This window comes from Paraburkholderia sp. LEh10 (genome assembly GCF_017814945.1).
Lineage (GTDB): Bacteria > Pseudomonadota > Gammaproteobacteria > Burkholderiales > Burkholderiaceae > Paraburkholderia.
Map to the genome: position 1 here is coordinate 117239 of NZ_JAGIPX010000014.1, position 15995 is coordinate 133233.

The following is a 15995-nucleotide window of genomic DNA, read 5'->3' on the forward strand; positions in this document are numbered from 1 at the left end:
CGCATTCTGCCGGCAGCGCTCGACGCAGCCCGTATCGCCCTGTGCGCCGGCGCGCTGCTGATGCTCAATGCGCAGCAGGCTTTCGCGCAGCCTTCGCCTGCCACGCCGATTCCGGATGCATCGGCGGCTGCCGCCGCATCGGACGCGGGCACGCGGAACGCGTCGCCCGTCGTGCCCGTGCCGCCATCCGATCTGTACGGCGAGTTGTATCGCGACGTCGAACTCGCGCATCTGTATCCCGACAGCAAGACGTTCGCCGATATGGTGCCCAACGCGCCACCTCAGCAGATCGTCGCCGATTATGCCGGGCAGAGACAAGACGTGCAGTTCGACCTGAGGCGCTTCGTCGAACAGCGCTTCACGCTGCCCGCGCGCGAAACGAAAGACTATGTGTCCGATCCGAATCAGAGTGTCACCGCGCATATCGACACGCTCTGGTCCGTCCTGCGGCGCGACCCCGATGCGAGCGCCAGCCCGTGGTCGTCGCTGCTGCCGCTGCCCGATCCGTACATCGTGCCCGGCGACCGCTTCGACGAAATCTACTATTGGGACTCGTACTTCATCATGCTCGGACTGCGGCAGAGCGGGCGCGAAAAACTGCTGAAAAACGAGCTCGACAACTTCGCGACGCTGATCGACCGGTACGGCCATATCCCCAACGGCAACCGGACGTATTACCTCAGCCGCTCGCAACCGCCGTTCTTTGCGCAGATGGTGCGTCTCGACGCCGACCGCGAAGGCGACGCGGCGTATCTGCACTACCTGCCCGTACTGCGAAAGGAATACGCGTACTGGATGGACGGCCACGACAGGATCGCGCCCGGCAGCGCGTACGGACATCTCGTGCGTCTGCCGGACGGCACGTTGCTGAACCGCTATTGGGACGACCGCGCCGCACCGCGCGACGAATCGTATCGGGAAGACGTCGTCGCCGCGCAAGCGACACCGCAGCGCAACGCCGAAGACCTGTGGCGCAACCTGCGCGCGGGCGGCGAAACGGGATGGGACTTCAGCTCGCGCTGGTTCGCCGACGGCAGGTCGCTCGCGACCATCGACGTCACGTCGCTGATCCCCGTCGATCTGAACTGTCTGCTCGTCGAACTCGAACGGACGCTGGCAAAAGCGTATCGCGTGCAGGGCGACGCCACGCATGCGGAGAACCTGGAGCAGCGCGCCGCCGCGCGCGCCGATGCGATCCGCCGCGTGTTATGGGATGCGCAGATGAATGCATTCGGCGATTACGACTACGTCAAGGGCCGGCTCACGCACAGGCTCAGCGCGGCGACCGTCTACCCTCTGTATGCGGGCGTCGCGACGAAAGCGCAGGCTGGGTCGGTGGCCGCCACGTTGCGCGCGCGGATGCTGCGTCCGGGCGGCCTCGCGACCACCACGGTCCAGACGGGACAGCAATGGGACGAGCCGAACGGCTGGGCGCCGTTGCAGTATCTCGCCGTGACGGGCCTGCGGCGCTATGGCCACATGGACCTCGCACAGCAGATCGCCACGCGCTGGATACGGACCAATGTCACGTACTACCAGCACACGGGCAAGCTGGTCGAAAAGTACGACATCGACGCGCAGGCGGGCGCGACGGCCGCGGGCGGCGGCGAGTATCCGTTGCAGGATGGCTTCGGCTGGACGAACGGCGTGCTGCTTACGCTGATGGCGATGTATCCCGACGCGGCGGGCAAGTCGACGCGCCCCGCCGATCTGCCTTCCGGTCCCGTCGGCGTGTCGGCAGCGGCGTCGGCGGCCGCCGCCGCGCCGAAAACGACGCACCGTCTGCACGAAACGCCAGCGCATTGACGAAGCCGTGTCGCGCGACGGCTGCGCGATACTCACGTGCTTTGCGCGACCTAACTGCTTGTTACGAAACTCGCAGACATGTTGCACCTTCGGCATGGGGCGCCGCGTACACTGCGCCGACACTGTGAGCGCCATCAGCGTCGCGAGCGCAAGCGGCGTTCGAGTGCGGCTTTCGAGTGCTGCTTTCGGTGCTATTGAAATCGAAGCCGCGGGCGCAACATCGGATCGAACAAAACCAACACACATTAAACGGACATCAGCATGACAGCTTTCGGGAAAGCCACGCTCGCCGCCGCAACGCTCTTTTTTGCCATCGGCGGGACGGCGCATGCGGCGGGCTGCCTCAAGGGCGCCGTGGTCGGCGGCGTCGCGGGACACTATGCGGGCCATCATGCCGTGGTCGGCGCGGTGGGCGGTTGCATCGTCGGACGCCATCTTGCGAAAAAGCACGCCGAAGAACAGGCCGCGCAACATCAATCGCTCCACGCGCAATACCAGTAGATTCGACGAAGCCTGAGCGTACCGATCGAACCGCGCGCACGATTTAATTCTGCCTTAATTGTCGCGGCTCATTATCCGCTCGCAGGCTTGTCATTGATTCCCCTGTGACGTGCCGCCAGAACATCGGCGGCACCCTTTTTCCGCGCAATTCACAAGCCATCTGCCGCCGGAAACGAAGAAAAGAGGTACACCACCATGTCGCACAAATCGCGAAGCCGCAAACAGACCCGTCCCGCCATGTCGCCGCTGCTGCGCGCGCTGACGTTCAGCCGCGCGGCGCACGAGCCGATCACGCGGGCCATGCTTCTGCAGGCGTACGCGAGTCTCGACGCGTTCCGCCGTGGTCATGGCTCGCGCGAGCTTTTCACCACGCTCGGCAGGCAACTGCTGGTCGCGGAAGAACTCAGCCGCATTGGTCATCGCCCTGACGCGCTGGATGACATCGCCGAAGCGCAGATCGCAATGACGGACATCGACGCCACCGAAAAGGCGAGCGGCCAGTGGATGATCGACGGCGAGAACTACGCGTGGCTGTCGATCGCGCTCGGCATCTTCGAACGGCAGCTCGCCGCGGCATCGCTCGAAGACATCGCGAAGGCCGAAGCACGCATGGTCGAAGGCCTGATGCGCACCGAGCAGGATATGGCGCAAGCCGTCGCGACCGCGTAAGCACGCGACACGCAACACATCACGCCGATGCCGTGTCGCCCGGCACGATGCGGGCAGATTCCGGGCAAGCTAGAGCTTTTGAAGTTCCGCCTGCATCCAGTCATGAACCTCGTGGCTGAGTTCCTGCGCGGACCGGTCGACGGGCGACAGCGTAGGACCGACGACCACGCGGATATGACCCGCGCCCGTTGGCCAGCCCTTCGCGGGCCACACTTTCCCCGCGTTGTGGACGACGGGCACGATCATGGCGCCCGTCGCGCAAGCGAGACGCACGCCGCCCGACGTCAGCTTCACGGGCGCGCTGTGCGGCACGCGCGTGCCCTCCGGAAAGATCACGACGATATCGCCTTTCGCGAGCCGCTGCGCCGCTTCCCGCGTCACGGCGACATGCGCCTGGCGGGGTGAACCCCGATCGAGGCTCACCATGTCGAGCCCTCTGAGCACCCAGCCGAAAAACGGAATGCGCAGAAGGTCCTGCTTGAACACAAAGCTGATCCGGCGCGGAAAGAGCGCAAGGAACGCAAGCGTCTCCCACGTGGACTCGTGACGGCACAGGATGATCGACGGCTCTTTCGGCAGATGCTCCAGACCTTCTATGGAGCAGCGGATGCCCGGCAACACGCGCATCACCGCGACGAGCGCCCGGCACCATAGCGCCGCGAGCCCGTAGCGCCCTTGCCGTCCGACGAACGGATACAGCAGCAGCATCAGCACGGACCAGATCGTTCCGCTGCCGAGCAGATAGACGATGAACAGCCATTTGGTGAGGACAGCGCGCAGGTTATATGTCATTGGCAAAGACTTGGAGGGGCGCAAGGCAAACCCAGATACTACCGGCGATGACGAAACCGCATGCGGCAAAGCTGCGGCACGCGAAAAAGAAAACGCCGGCCAAGGCCGGCGTTCAGAGTGTAGTTTTGGAGGCTGAGGTCGCCTTACGGCGCCAGAAGGTTAGGCATTCGGCAAAGTCTCGCACCGCACGGCGCGCTCGCTTTGCAGACGGTTCAACGCTTCGCCCCTTTGGACTTGTCGCTATGCGCAAACTTCCCCCGTGCGCACGCAGAGTATCGCCGAGACACACTCGACGAATTGTGTGCCAGCCAACACTCAGACGAAATGCGCCGCCCGCGCAAATCGTGCCGATCGCGCCGATCGGTGGATCGCGCCGCCGAGGCGCTCGCGTCATGACAGGGTCGCCTGCGGGCACATGGCCCGGAAAGCACCCAGATCCGCAGCTGGCACGGGCCGTCCGAGCAGCAAGCCTTGCAGCGAATTGCAGCCTAGCCGCGTCAAAAATTCCTTTTGCGTGTCTCGACGCCTTCCGCGACGATATCGATGCCGAGTGTCTGCTCAAGCGCGACCACGGACGATACGATCGCCGCATCCTCCGCGTCGTGCGCAAGCTCGCGCACGAAGCCGCGGTCGATCTTCAGCTCGCTCGCCGGCAGGCGCTTGAGGTACATCAGGCTCGAATAGCCGGTGCCGAAGTCGTCGATGGAGATGCGCACGCCCATGTCGTGGAGGCTTTGCAGGATTCTCAGGCTTGCCTCGACATCGCGCATCGCCGCCGACTCCGTTACCTCGATCGTCAGATGGCGAGGATCGACGCGATGCCGCGCGAGCGTATCGCGCACGAGCGCCGTCAGTTGCGGGTGGCTGAACTGCACGGGCGACAGATTGACGGCCACATTCCAGCCGAACGCACCCGTGTCGTGCCATTCGCGGATCTGGCGGCACGCCTCGTCGAGCACCCACTCGCCGATGGGCACGATCAGCCCGGTCTTCTCGGCGAGCGGAATGAATTCGTCGGGGCCGACCAGGCCGCGCGTCGGATGCGCCCAGCGCACGAGCGCTTCGACGCCCGTAATCGGCCCGTCCGGCGCGGCGAACTGCGGCTGGTAGTGCAACACCAGCTGCTTGCGCTCGATCGCCGTGCGCAGGTCCTGCGTCAGCTGCAACTGGCCCTGCATGTTCTCGTTCATCGACGCGTCGAAGAAACAAAACGCATTGCGGCCGAGCGACTTCGCGTGATACATCGCGGCGTCGGCGTGCATCAGCGCGTCGTGCGCGCACGCGCCGTCGGCGGGACACAGCGCGATGCCGATGCTCGCCGAAATCCGCAGATCGTGGCCCGCCACGTCGAACGACGCGCCAATCGCGGCGAGCAGCCGGCTCGCAACGGCCGACGCGCCCGCCGCGCCCTCATCGGGAATGAGCAGCACGAATTCGTCGCCGCCCACGCGCGCGACCGTATCCCTCGCGCGCACCGCCGCCGCGAGCCGCTGCGCGACCTGGACCAGCAGGCGGTCGCCGACCTGATGGCCGTACGCATCGTTGACGACCTTGAAGCCGTCGAGGTCCATGAACATCAACGCAAACTGGCCGCCCTCGGTCTTCGCTATATCGACAGATGGGGAGCCAATGTTAAGTGCAAAGGTAAAATTCCGAGCCTCCGCTCGGTTTTACGATTGCGTCGGTGCGCGTCCCACTGGCCGGGACGCAGCGTTCCGTGTAGCGCGTCAGTCGTGCATCACGACTATCCGGACCTTGCTGGTCAGCGACGGCAGCACGAGATCCGATACGCGGACCGCGCGCCCATCGAAGAGCCGTTGCTCCAGCTTGCCCAGTAGCGACCGTCCCTGACCGAGCGCGAACGCGCCCGTCCCTTCCGTCTCTTTCTGAACCGTGCGACGCGGCGAACATGATGCGCTCGACGCGGCTCGATCTCGATACGAAAAACGCTTCCACGCAGGTCGGATCCTTTGCGGCGCCCGTTCTTGCCCGACGGCTGCGCCGCGCAGCGGATGGTGAAACAGACCCGTACGCCCGACGGCCCGCGATGTAAGAAACCGTGAGGCGGCGGTTGCTTCGCAATACGCCGGCTTCAAATCGCGCAGCCCGCGAACGTTCTTCTATTTACCGGCGCGCGCCATCGCGCACGACTCGACTTGCGAACGTCACGCTTCGGTACGGGCGAAGTCTGGATTTGGAACTTCCAGATTGTGAGCGGTAAAGCGCGGCCTTACTCTGCACTGCACGGGTTGCCGGCATCACGCGCCTTCGCATCTGCATCAGGAGACACCCCATGCTTTCTGCTTTGGTCGAAACAGTCGGCGCGCTCGGCATCCTGGCGAGCGTCGCGGCGAAGATCGCCGAATTGCGCAAGGAGTCCAAACGTTGCGCGAAAGTCCGCGGCGATAAAAAAGCCCCTCCGAATAGGGGTCGATGAATCGCCTGCGAACCGTGAATTGCGTTTCGGTGCAAGGCGCCGTCAACTTCCCCGCGATGAGGCCCGAGGGAATCGCCGCAAGCGCTGCTGTCACGCGAGCTTGATCGAACGACGCCGCGGCGAACGCGGCGGGTGTCGCGGCGGGCGCGTGGCTCGTCGCGAGGTCGTTGCCGCCGCGGCAGGCCGCGAGCAGCGATGCCGTCGCCGCGCTGCCGAGCGGCAGCTACCGTTAGCCACCGTTAGCCAGCGATGATCGTCATGGCCTTGCGACCTGCGTAGTCGAGTGGCTGCGCGATGTTTTCGTGATCCATTGGTGGGGTTGGCTGGCTGGTTTGTCGGCTCAACAGGCTCAACGGACTCAACAATCAGCCCGCGCCCAGGCTCGCTCGTGCATGGCGGCGCGCCGGTCTGACGCGCTCCCGTCAGACCCTTCCGGCGACAGGAATCAGCGCCCCCGTAATGCATTGCGCGTCTTTCGACAGCAGAAACGCGATCACCGCGGCGATCTGTTCGGGCGTCACCCAGCGCGTGAAATCCGCATCGGGCATGTCGGCGCGGTTTTGCGGCGTATCGATGATGCTCGGCAAGATCGCGTTGACGGTCGCGCCCTTGTCCTTGAGTTCTTCGGCGAGCGCCTCCGTCAAACGCATCACCGCGGCTTTCGACGCGGCATAAGCGCCCATTCCCATGCCGGCCTTCAACGCCGCCATTGCACCGATATTGACGATCCGCCCGCCCGCGCCCGCCGTCAGATGCGCAAGCGCCGCCTTCGATGCGTTCAGCGTCGTCTTCACATTCACGTCGAACATGCGTTCCCAGCTTGCCGCGCTGCCATCGGCGACCGTCTCCCAGCTGAATCCGCCTGCCACGTTGACGAGCGCGTTCAGCCCGCCGAGTTCGCTTGCAATCGAATCGATTGCGGCCTGCGCAGCGTTCGGCTGCGCGAGATCGACACCGCCCGCAACGCACGCCTGCGCCAGCGACGCGGGCAAGTTTGCGGGCGCGTTGCCCCTGCCGATCAGCGCGACTTTCGCGCCGCGCTGCGCCAGCACTTGCGCCGTCACGAGACCGAGGCTGCCGAAGGCGCCCGTAATGGCGACGATGGTTCCGTCCAGACTGTTCATGAAGTACGCGCTCCCAAATGTAAGTCAAAGCCCGTCGAGCCACTCCACGCCCATTGACGGGGACGAACTTCCACACGCATGACATTTTTATAGAGCAGCGGGAGCGAAAGCACACGCCGAGCGTTGATAAGGGCAACGGCGCGAATGCGCGATGCGCACCGGCACGTCCACACGTTGCCGGACGCGCGGCAAACCGCGCCGGACACCCGGCAAAGCGCGCGCGACGCGTAGAGCAAAAAAGGACGATGGGATAAAGACGCGCGACGCGCGGACAAGGTTCGTTCGGATACTCGGCCGCATAGTGAGTCTCGAGACGGCATCGAGCACCATGAATCATCTGTTGCAGCAAGCGCGTTACAGAACGTCGGGCAGCAAGGTCTCTTGAAGTCAGGTGTCCAGCCATTTCCATCGCCGTAGTCAGGCATGAAGCGCCGCCGACCAGCACGGCCACGAAAATTCGCCGACCCCTTTCGTAACAGGAGGCTTTGTCATGCGTCACCTGCCGGACCCGCAGCGATGCTGCATCAGTGAAGACTCACAAGCGGCGTATCTAGCGCAATTGCACAGCGATCCGCTGATGCGCGACAGTCTTGCGCTGCTGCCGCCCGTGCTGCTGCTCGCGTTGCTGCATGTGCATACGCATGTCGGCTGGGATGCCTGCTTCGCGGTGGTGCGCCAACTGGACAACGACCACGGCAGACACATGCGAGAGCTCAGCACCGCGCTCTCGCTCCTGAGGTCGCTGCGCGGCACGCGGATACTCGATCCGCTCGTATGGCACGCCGCCGCGCGCCGGTTGATGCACGCGATCGCCGGACCTTGCGCTGCGTCGCCTTCGATGCCGATGCGAACGGCGCGCCCCGACGCCGCACACCGCATGCAAAGCGATGCGCGCGCGGACACGCCGGGCGAGCGTGCGCGCCCGATGCGTGCCGCCCGCGTGGGCCGTGCAATCATCGATTGGGAACGTTACGGGCTTTCGGCCATGACGTCGGCGCCGTTGACGTGGCTATGACGCTTTCGCCAGGCCGCTGGCGGCATGCCGAACTCGCGCCGGAACGCACGGTGAAACGCCGATTCCGATTCGTAGCCGACTTCTTCGGCGATGGCTGCAATGGCCTTGCTGCTGTACGACAACTCCTGCGCCGCGACGATCAGGCGCCAGCGCGCCAGATATTGCATCGGCGGCTGTCCCAGCAGGTCGCTGAAGCGGGCCGCGAACGCCGAGCGCGACAGTCCGACTTTCCGCGCAAGCTCATCGACGGTCCAGTTGTACGCGGGCTGCGCATGCAAAATGGACAGCGCGCGGCCGACGAACCTGTCCTTTACGCCCGCGAGCCAGTTCTTGCGGTCAGCGGGCAAGTCGTCGATGCAGCGTCGCACGGCCCACACGAACAGCAGTTCCGACAGCCGCGCGAGAACGATCGCGCTGCCTGCGCGCCGTTGCGCCGCTTCGGCGGCGGCAAAGCGCAGCGACGCTTCGAGCCACGCCGATTGCGGGTCGTTGCGCACGTCGACCTTGAAGAGGCGCGGCAGCGAGCCGAGCACGGGATTGCTGAGCGCGTCGTCACACGCAAGGAAGCCGCACAGGATGCGTGTCGGCGCGCCGCCTCCTCCGTATGAGAGGTTCATCACTTCGCCCGGCATGGTTTCGATCTGCGTTTCGAGAAGCGGTCCCGCCGGCACGGGAGAGAGATCGAGCGCGCTGCCCATGATGTGCGCCTCGCCTTGCGGCACGACGAGCAGCTCGCCGGCGCCGACGTGAATCGCGGGATCGGTCCGATCGGGAAGATGCGCCCAGCAGGTCCCCTCCGTGATCAGATGATAGGAAACGACGCGATCCGATCTCGGCAGATAGGCCGTGCACAACCCCTGATCGGCGTGTCCGATCAGACACCACGGCGCCGTCAGCTCGGCGTGGAGATAGACTGCACCGCCAAGGCGCACGACGCGCAACACGTCGGAGACCGCATCCATGAAGCACCGTCCTTCATATTCGGCATGCTGCTAACAAGACGGCGGCCGTGCCGTCTTTTGCAAGTCCACCGAAAGGATACTCCGATCGCCGCGCACGGGTGCCGAACCTGCACACCGGCTGCATAAGCGTGACATAAGCTTCGGCCCGTACGATCGCATCGGCATACTGCGCTTTCTTCGGAGGGCGTTCCAGACCATCGGCATCGACGCGATTACGGCATGACGACACTCGAAGCATTCAACCAGGCGCTCTTTCTCACGATCAACGCGACGACGTCGACACCGCACTGGCAAATCGGCGTCGCGCTGGCAGTCGCCGATTACGTCGTCTATCTCGTTCCGCTGGTGCTGGGCGCGCTCTGGCTGCTGGGCGGACAACATCAGCGCGAAACGGCAATCCGCGCATGTTGCGTCGCACTGCTTGCGCTCGGATTCAATCAGATCATCGGGCTTTACTGGATGCATCCACGGCCGTTCATGATGGGAGTCGGCCATACGTTTATCGAGCATGCGCCGGATTCATCGTTTCCGAGCGATCACGGCACGGTATTCGCCAGTGTCGCGTTGACCTTGCTGGTCGCGCGCATGCGATGGTACGGCTCACTGATGCTCGTTGCCGGGCTTGCCGTTGCGTGGGCGCGCCTTTTTATCGGCGTGCACTTTCCGCTCGATATGGCGGGCGCTGTCGTGATCGCTTGTGTCGCGTTCGCCGTTGTGATGCCGCTTTGGTCGTTGGCAGGTGAAGCCGTCACGAATGCGCTGATCGCGCTGTATCGAAAGCTACTCGCGTGGCCGATCGGGCGCGGGTGGATATCGCAGTGAGCGGCGGCCAGCCGTACACGCCGCTATTCGAGCGGCTCGCGTGCGGCCTGCGTCCCACTTCGAATGGGGAGGCGCTGAACGAGCACGCGCGCCGTCCATCGGTTCAGCGCGCGCCGCCTGTCAGCCGCTGACGCTCACGCAGCACGCCATGAACCTGGCCGACCACAGCGGCACCTTCGCCGACAGCGGCCGCGACGCGCTTGGTCGATCCCGAACGGACATCGCCGATCGCGAACACGCCCGGCACACTTGTCTCGAGCGTCAGATCGACGTCTTCGTAACCGTCGTGGACAGAGGACCCCGTCCGGATGAAACCTTTGTCGTCCGTTTCGACGTTGCAGCCTTCGAGCCAGTCGGTGTTCGGGTCCGCGCCGGTGAAAATAAACAGATGCTTCACGTCGAACGACACATCGCCTTGCGGCGATTTGCAATTGACGGCTGTCAGCGAACTTTCATCGCCGCTCAGGGATACGACCTCCGTTTCCGTGTGCAGCGTCACGTTCGGCAAACGCGCGATCCGGTCGATCAGGTAGCGCGACATGCTCGACTCCAGCTCACGCCCGCGTATCAGCAGATGCACATGGTTCGCCTGCGATGCCAGATACACGACGCCTTGCCCCGCCGAATTGCCGCCGCCGATCACGACGACGTCGAGCGCACGGCACAGCTTGGCTTCCACGGGCGACGTGCCGAAAAAGACGCCGTGCCCCGTCAGCCGGTCGAGTCCTTCGATGGCGGGCTTCCTGTACGCCGCGCCCGATGCGATCACGACGGTATGCGACGCGATTCGCTTGCCGTCCGCGAGCTCGACTTCGAGGGGCATGCGGTCGCAATGCAACGCGCGCACACGGGTCGGAATCGAGATGTGCACGCCGAACTTCTGCGCCTGCACGAACGCGCGGCCTGTCAGCGCCTGACCGGAAATGCCCGTCGGAAAACCCAGATAGTTTTCGATGCGCGCGCTTGCGCTCGCCTGCCCGCCGGGCCCGCGGCTGTCGAACACCGCCACCGACAATCCCTCCGACGCCGCATAGACAGCCGACGCGAGGCCGGCTGGCCCGGCACCCACGATCACGACGTCATACACATGAATGGGATCGAACTCGGGCAGCCAGCCGAGATGCGCCGCCAGCTGATTTTCGTCGGGCGCGCGCAACACCGTGCCATCGGGGCAAATCACAATCGGGAAATCGGCCTTGCAGGCGGAGATACGCTCGAGAAGCGCGACGGTGTCCGGCTCGCTGCCCGCATCGATGATGCTGTACGGGTAAGCGTTGCGCCGAAGCAGGCTTTGCAGCGAGATCATGTGCGCGTCGCTGGTATCGCCGACCAGCACCGGGCCGCTGCCGCTTTCGATCAACCCGACGCGCCGCAGGATCAGCGCGCGCATGATCTTTTCGCCAAGCTCCGCTTCGGCGACCAGCAGGCTGCGCAATTGCGGCGAAAGCACGACGAGTCCTTTCGTATCTTCGATGGCATGACCGTCGCCGAGACATGGATGGCCGTACAGTTGCGCGATTTCGCCGAGAAAATGGCCCGCATGCTGGTCGGTCACGCGATGCAGCTTGCCCATCGCATCACGGCGCGCGACGCGCACGAGGCCGCTCAGAATCACGACGAGGCCGGGACTCGGCTTGCCCATCGTGAACAGCGTCTCGCCTGCTTTCCATGTCGTCTCGAAGCCGAACGGCCGCATGCGCTCGATTTCCCGCGCGGACAGAGACGGGAACATCTGATGAAGACGGCTGGAAAGCGGGGAAAACGCCGCGTCCGATTCGATCGAATCGATTTCGTCGGCGCTATGGTGCGAGACGATGTTCGCCACATCGCCCAGACGATAACGGCCAGCGCCCGCATGCGCGTCTTCCGGCACGCCCGATGAGGTCTCGTTTTCGTCGCTGCTCATGTGCGCGCCTTTGTGTCAGAGACTTCAGAAAAGGCCGTTCACCCGAGCGTCGCCTTGCTCCTTTGCTTTCGGCCGGTCAAAGCAGCCGACGCTTGACGAAAGCCGGCAACCCGCGGGCATCGTCAGATTAGCCACGGATCGGATGAATCGCAAATGAGGTCGCCCAGTGCTCATCGCCGCGCGTCGCGCTCGCCAAAAAACAGAAGCCGCGACACGCGCTCCGTCGTATGACGGTGCGTGTCGCGGCCTGTTGCGTTACTGCGTTCGATGCTGGCGCCGGCAAGGCCAGCGCCCGCTGCTTAGTGATGCTCGAAGAGGGGCACCGAATACGCGCTCGGCGCGAACGACGTACGTTGTCCCGATTGCCACGAGCTATCCGCGACACCGCCGACACCGCCCGTTTCGCTGCCATTGGCAGCCGCGACCTTCGCTTCCGCTGCCTGAATGTTGGCCGGGTACTGCGTGTCGTTGCTATTCGATGGGACGTAACCCGTCTTCTCCAGTTGCACCAGCTCTGCGCGAACCTGTGCACGGGTAACCGGCTGACTGGATTGCGCGAATGACATGACGGGAACAGCGAGGACAGCAGCAACTGCGACAGCCTTGATGAGCGATTTCATGATCATTACCTCCAGGATTCGTTTTCGGTTGCTTCGAACTGGTTTGTTCGCAGCGTTGAAAACAGTTTAGGAGGCTCGCCCCCGGGGATAAACACCTGATCGCCCAACTCACAGTTGCACGAAACGAGATAAATCGCACGAATAAGGTGCACCTTGCGGGAGCAATAGATCGCCGCGGCCTCGCGCGTCATACGATACGAACGGGGTAATCGCGGCCCAGCACGTGTTCCTCAGCCTGATGCCGATGCTCGCCAGCCGTTACCGGCTGATCGCGCCGGACCTGCGGGGTTTCGGGCAGACCAAGGCGCCGCCGCGCGGCCAGTTCGACTGCATCAGCCGCCGCTTCTCGCTGTGTGGGGCAAGCATGACCCCGCGTTCATTCCGCCCAGTGCATTCGCGTACCAGCGCGACATACCGCCGGCTGAAGTGCATCTGCTCGATAGGCACTTCGCGCTCGAAACACATGGCGCGCAGATTGCCGCCCAGACCGACGAATTCCTGTCGCGCAAGCTGCCTCGTGACGCGCGTGAACTCGCCGCGCCGTTACGGGCAGTTACAGACGCAACACGGCGATTGCAACATGAGAACGACTGCGTTCCTAGAATCGCGTCACTCGCCAACGAATGGCATTCATCCGCAGACGCACGGAAGGGAGCAACCAGTTGAAACGCCTGACACTCATTTGCGCAGCGGGCCTCGTCGCCGCGTGTTCGTCTACGGTAGCGCTCGCTCATGTCGATGTCGGCGTGACGTTCGGCGTTCCCGCGCCCGTGTACATCGAGCAGCCGCCTGTCGTCTATGAAGCGCCGCCGCCCGCAGTCTATGCACCCGCACCCGTCTATTACGGTTATGGATACGGCTATCGCGACGAGCGCTGGTGGCACGATCATGGCCGCCATCGCGGCTGGCATCGTCATCATCACGACGATGACGATTGACCTCCGCTGACGGCGACGGGCACTCGCGTTGCAAGTGGTAAGGCGTTTACGTAGACACATCAGTTGCGCAAGAACGCCTGGTCAAGCGCGGTCACGAGGGCATCGGCGAGACGTGCATCCGATGCCAGATGCCCGGCCTCGACCAGACGGCCACGCACGCCGGGAACGGCGCGCATCAGACGGCGCAGATTGTCGGGCGGACATACGGGATCGCGCGAACCATGCACGGCATACACCGCGACACCTGACGCGACGGCCCGCTTTGCCAATGCGAGCAATCGCCGCTCGCCGAGCCAGCAACCGTGCGCAAGATAGTGTGCCTGGATGCGGTATTTCTCTGTCGTCGTGAAGTCGCGGGCCGGCGCTCGTCTCTCGTTGCGCGTCTTTGCGCGTCGCGACGAAGCGTGCATGAGTACCGCGTTTTCATAGGCACGCCACGCGGCGGCCACAGCATCAGCGCGCGTGTGCGAACGCCGCTGCATCGATCGCATGCACGCCGCTGGCAGCGCCGACGCACTCGCGCATTTCGCCGCCTGCATCAGCCCGCGCCATGCGTGCGGCGCGCGCGAGCGCGACGTCACGAACAACTGGCGCACTTCGCGCTGCGTCGTTAGAAAAAGCCCGCGCAACACGACGGCGCTGACGCAAGCGGGATGCGTTCCCGCGTAAGCGAGCGCGAGCGCGGCGCCCCACGATCCACCGACGACGCCCCATCGCGCGATGCCCAACTGTGCGCGTATCGCTTCGAGATCGCCGACCAGGCGGCGCGTGTCGTTATGCCGAACGCTGCCTCGCGGCTTCGACGCGCCCGCGCCTCGCTGGTCCACCAGCACGACGCGCATGCGCGAAAGATCGAACAGACGCAGCGCTCCCGGCTGGCTGCCGCTTCCGGGGCCGCCGTGCAGTACCACCACAGGCTCGCCGCAAGGATCGCCGTGCACGGACCAGGCCATGGTATGTGCATCACGGGTCGTCGTGCGATGCGTCGTGCCGCGCGAATGCACCGACGATACGGCGCGGTTCCGGTTCATGTTCAGGTCATCCGTTCTCGTCCGTTTGTTTTTGTCCGCTTGCCTTGCGGCGGACACAGCACACGTAAGCGTCTATCGTGCCACGAACGTCAGGTGGTATCTTTGGGTCGTCACCAATTCGCGAACCGTTGTATGAAGCCAGTCCAACCGTCCGGGGCGCCGCGATGCGCGTAGGCAAGCCCGTCAAGGCGCTGCCGCAGCCGCTCTGCGATTACTGCGGCGCAAAGGCCGTGCTCGCGCGCGCCGGCGACGAAAGCTACCCGTATCGCGACGATCATGGTCCCGTCTGGGTCTGCGCGCCATGTCAGGCGTGGATCGGCATTCACGCGCGCAGCACGCGTCACGTTCCGCTCGGCCGCCTCGCGGATGCGGCGCTGCGCGAAGCGAAGAGCCGCTTGCACGATGCGCTCGAACCGCTCGTCGCCGGCAAGGTGCGGCGCGATGGCGTCAATGCATTCGAGGCGCGCGCGAAAGCGATCCGCTGGGTCTCGACCGAACTCGGTTTTGATCCGCTGCCCAATTCGATTCACATGCTGACGCCCGATCAATGCGAGCAGGCGATCCGGTATGTCGAAGCGTTCATGGCAGCGCGCCGCAGCAACTGAGCCGCTGCGCAAGCCGCGCACGAACGGCATTCACTGTCGCGGCCAGACTCCCGAACTGCCCCGGCGATGACTGTCGACGAGATGCGTATCGACGATGCCCGTCGCTTCCATCAACGCATGCATCGTCGTCGGCCCGACGAACACGAAGCCACGCTTGCGCAATGCCTTGCTCAGCGCGACCGATTCGGCGGATGTCGTCGGAATCTCGGCGATCGTGCGCGGCGAGGGTGTCATATGCGGCTGGAACGACCAGATCAGTTCGGCCAGCCCGCCCTCTTCGCGCAAGCTGACGGTCGCGGCGGCATTCGTGATCGTCGCGACAATTTTGGCGCGGTTGCGAATGATCCGTTCATCGGCCATCAGGCGCGCGACGTCCTCGTCGCCGAACGCCGCGACACGATCGGGTTCGAAGTTGGCAAAAGCCTCACGAAACGCATCGCGCTTGCGCAATACCGTCGCCCACGAAAGCCCCGACTGAAACGCCTCCAGACTCAAGCGCTCGAACAGGCCGCGCTCGTCCCGCACGGGCATGCCCCATTCGGTGTCGTAGTAGTGCTTGAGCAGCGGATCGACGGCGGCCCATGGCGGACGCGCCAAGCCGTCGGCGCAGACGACGGCGTCGAGCGGTTGCGGCTTCTTTGGGCGCGCGGCTTTCTTTACGGCAGCGCGGATTTTCTTCGCGGCGGGCTTCGTGGCGGAAGTGGCTTTCTTCATCGTCGATGCCCATGCGGGCAATGGGTTCGGCGCGGGGTGCGCATCAGGCGTGC

At 64.5% G+C, this 15995-nt stretch carries 14 protein-coding genes and 1 pseudogene; 7 read left to right on the top strand and 8 right to left on the bottom strand.

Translation table 11 applies throughout. From position 1 onward, the window contains the following. Positions 1 to 60: 60 nt before the first annotated feature. The 3 genes from treF (at position 61) to J8I87_RS14555 (ending at position 2976) form a co-directional block, all read left to right on the top strand. On the top strand, positions 61 to 1806 hold the full coding sequence (gene treF, locus J8I87_RS14545; protein ID WP_209932189.1) for an alpha,alpha-trehalase TreF: 1746 nt from the start codon (positions 61 to 63) through the stop codon (positions 1804 to 1806). Between the two features lie 261 nt (positions 1807 to 2067). Continuing rightward, positions 2068 to 2307 carry a hypothetical protein gene (locus J8I87_RS14550; RefSeq protein WP_209932146.1) on the top strand — a complete coding sequence of 80 codons (240 nt, stop codon included), beginning with the start codon at positions 2068 to 2070 and terminating at the stop codon, positions 2305 to 2307. Between the two features lie 195 nt (positions 2308 to 2502). Next, positions 2503 to 2976, top strand: coding sequence for a hypothetical protein (locus tag J8I87_RS14555; RefSeq protein WP_209932147.1), 474 nt, complete (start codon positions 2503 to 2505; stop codon positions 2974 to 2976). Positions 2977 to 3045: 69 nt separating this feature from the next. Here the strand turns inward: J8I87_RS14555 and J8I87_RS14560 are convergent, their stop codons facing one another. The 3 genes and pseudogenes from J8I87_RS14560 to J8I87_RS14570 all read right to left on the bottom strand — a co-directional run bounded on the left by J8I87_RS14560 (position 3046) and on the right by J8I87_RS14570 (position 7329). Further along, positions 3046 to 3756: a lysophospholipid acyltransferase family protein gene (locus J8I87_RS14560; RefSeq protein WP_209932190.1), complete on the bottom strand. Its 711-nt coding sequence runs from the start codon at positions 3754 to 3756 to the stop codon at positions 3046 to 3048. A 402-nt stretch (positions 3757 to 4158) separates the two neighbouring features. Then, positions 4159 to 5375: pseudogene (locus J8I87_RS14565) on the bottom strand (putative bifunctional diguanylate cyclase/phosphodiesterase); the annotation flags it as partial. A 1252-nt stretch (positions 5376 to 6627) separates the two neighbouring features. Next, the gene (locus J8I87_RS14570) at positions 6628 to 7329 is read right to left on the bottom strand and encodes an SDR family NAD(P)-dependent oxidoreductase (RefSeq protein WP_209932148.1); all 702 of its coding nucleotides are present in this window, start codon (positions 7327 to 7329) and stop codon (positions 6628 to 6630) included. Positions 7330 to 7819: 490 nt separating this feature from the next. Here J8I87_RS14570 and J8I87_RS14575 point away from each other — a divergent pair, with 490 nt between their 5' ends. Continuing rightward, positions 7820 to 8344, top strand: coding sequence for a hypothetical protein (locus tag J8I87_RS14575; protein WP_209932149.1), 525 nt, complete (start codon positions 7820 to 7822; stop codon positions 8342 to 8344). Here J8I87_RS14575 and J8I87_RS14580 read toward each other — a convergent pair. Then, positions 8299 to 9306: an AraC family transcriptional regulator gene (locus J8I87_RS14580; protein WP_209932150.1), complete on the bottom strand. Its 1008-nt coding sequence runs from the start codon at positions 9304 to 9306 to the stop codon at positions 8299 to 8301. The genes J8I87_RS14575 and J8I87_RS14580 overlap by 46 nt on opposite strands. Positions 9307 to 9525: 219 nt before the next feature. Between J8I87_RS14580 and J8I87_RS14585 the strand changes: the two genes are divergently transcribed. Continuing rightward, positions 9526 to 10128 (top strand): phosphatase PAP2 family protein, encoded by a 603-nt coding sequence (locus J8I87_RS14585; protein ID WP_209932151.1) that lies wholly within the window; start codon positions 9526 to 9528, stop codon positions 10126 to 10128. Positions 10129 to 10231: 103 nt separating this feature from the next. On the opposite strand, the gene J8I87_RS14590 is transcribed toward J8I87_RS14585, so the two are convergent. Both J8I87_RS14590 and J8I87_RS14595 read right to left on the bottom strand, forming a co-directional pair. Continuing rightward, positions 10232 to 12034 (bottom strand): FAD-dependent oxidoreductase, encoded by a 1803-nt coding sequence (locus J8I87_RS14590; RefSeq protein ID WP_209932152.1) that lies wholly within the window; start codon positions 12032 to 12034, stop codon positions 10232 to 10234. Between the two features lie 299 nt (positions 12035 to 12333). Beyond that, positions 12334 to 12654 (bottom strand): DUF4148 domain-containing protein, encoded by a 321-nt coding sequence (locus tag J8I87_RS14595; protein WP_209932153.1) that lies wholly within the window; start codon positions 12652 to 12654, stop codon positions 12334 to 12336. A gap of 662 nt (positions 12655 to 13316) precedes the next feature. On the opposite strand from J8I87_RS14595, the gene J8I87_RS14600 reads away from it, so the two are divergent. Then, positions 13317 to 13592: a hypothetical protein gene (locus J8I87_RS14600; RefSeq protein ID WP_209932154.1), complete on the top strand. Its 276-nt coding sequence runs from the start codon at positions 13317 to 13319 to the stop codon at positions 13590 to 13592. A 59-nt stretch (positions 13593 to 13651) separates the two neighbouring features. On the opposite strand, the gene J8I87_RS14605 is transcribed toward J8I87_RS14600, so the two are convergent. Further along, positions 13652 to 14623: an alpha/beta fold hydrolase gene (locus J8I87_RS14605; RefSeq protein WP_209932155.1), complete on the bottom strand. Its 972-nt coding sequence runs from the start codon at positions 14621 to 14623 to the stop codon at positions 13652 to 13654. A 164-nt stretch (positions 14624 to 14787) separates the two neighbouring features. On the opposite strand from J8I87_RS14605, the gene J8I87_RS14610 reads away from it, so the two are divergent. Next, on the top strand, positions 14788 to 15228 hold the full coding sequence (locus J8I87_RS14610) for a zinc-finger-containing protein (protein ID WP_209932156.1): 441 nt from the start codon (positions 14788 to 14790) through the stop codon (positions 15226 to 15228). A gap of 30 nt (positions 15229 to 15258) precedes the next feature. Here J8I87_RS14610 and J8I87_RS14615 read toward each other — a convergent pair whose 3' ends face one another. Continuing rightward, positions 15259 to 15942: a DNA-3-methyladenine glycosylase I gene (locus J8I87_RS14615; RefSeq protein ID WP_209932157.1), complete on the bottom strand. Its 684-nt coding sequence runs from the start codon at positions 15940 to 15942 to the stop codon at positions 15259 to 15261. Positions 15943 to 15995 lie beyond the last annotated feature (53 nt).

Coding starts and splice junctions, on each gene's coding strand:
- J8I87_RS14580 (WP_209932150.1), bottom strand. CDS start 9,306: ATGGATGCGGTCTCCGACGTGTTGCGCGTCGTGCGCCTTGGCGGTGCA.
- J8I87_RS14585 (WP_209932151.1), top strand. CDS start 9,526: ATGACGACACTCGAAGCATTCAACCAGGCGCTCTTTCTCACGATCAAC.
- J8I87_RS14595 (WP_209932153.1), bottom strand. CDS start 12,654: ATGAAATCGCTCATCAAGGCTGTCGCAGTTGCTGCTGTCCTCGCTGTT.
- J8I87_RS14590 (WP_209932152.1), bottom strand. CDS start 12,034: ATGAGCAGCGACGAAAACGAGACCTCATCGGGCGTGCCGGAAGACGCG.
- J8I87_RS14605 (WP_209932155.1), bottom strand. CDS start 14,623: ATGAACCGGAACCGCGCCGTATCGTCGGTGCATTCGCGCGGCACGACG.
- J8I87_RS14610 (WP_209932156.1), top strand. CDS start 14,788: ATGCGCGTAGGCAAGCCCGTCAAGGCGCTGCCGCAGCCGCTCTGCGAT.
- J8I87_RS14550 (WP_209932146.1), top strand. CDS start 2,068: ATGACAGCTTTCGGGAAAGCCACGCTCGCCGCCGCAACGCTCTTTTTT.
- J8I87_RS14575 (WP_209932149.1), top strand. CDS start 7,820: ATGCGTCACCTGCCGGACCCGCAGCGATGCTGCATCAGTGAAGACTCA.
- J8I87_RS14570 (WP_209932148.1), bottom strand. CDS start 7,329: ATGAACAGTCTGGACGGAACCATCGTCGCCATTACGGGCGCCTTCGGC.
- J8I87_RS14555 (WP_209932147.1), top strand. CDS start 2,503: ATGTCGCACAAATCGCGAAGCCGCAAACAGACCCGTCCCGCCATGTCG.
- J8I87_RS14615 (WP_209932157.1), bottom strand. CDS start 15,942: ATGAAGAAAGCCACTTCCGCCACGAAGCCCGCCGCGAAGAAAATCCGC.
- treF (WP_209932189.1), top strand. CDS start 61: ATGCTCAATGCGCAGCAGGCTTTCGCGCAGCCTTCGCCTGCCACGCCG.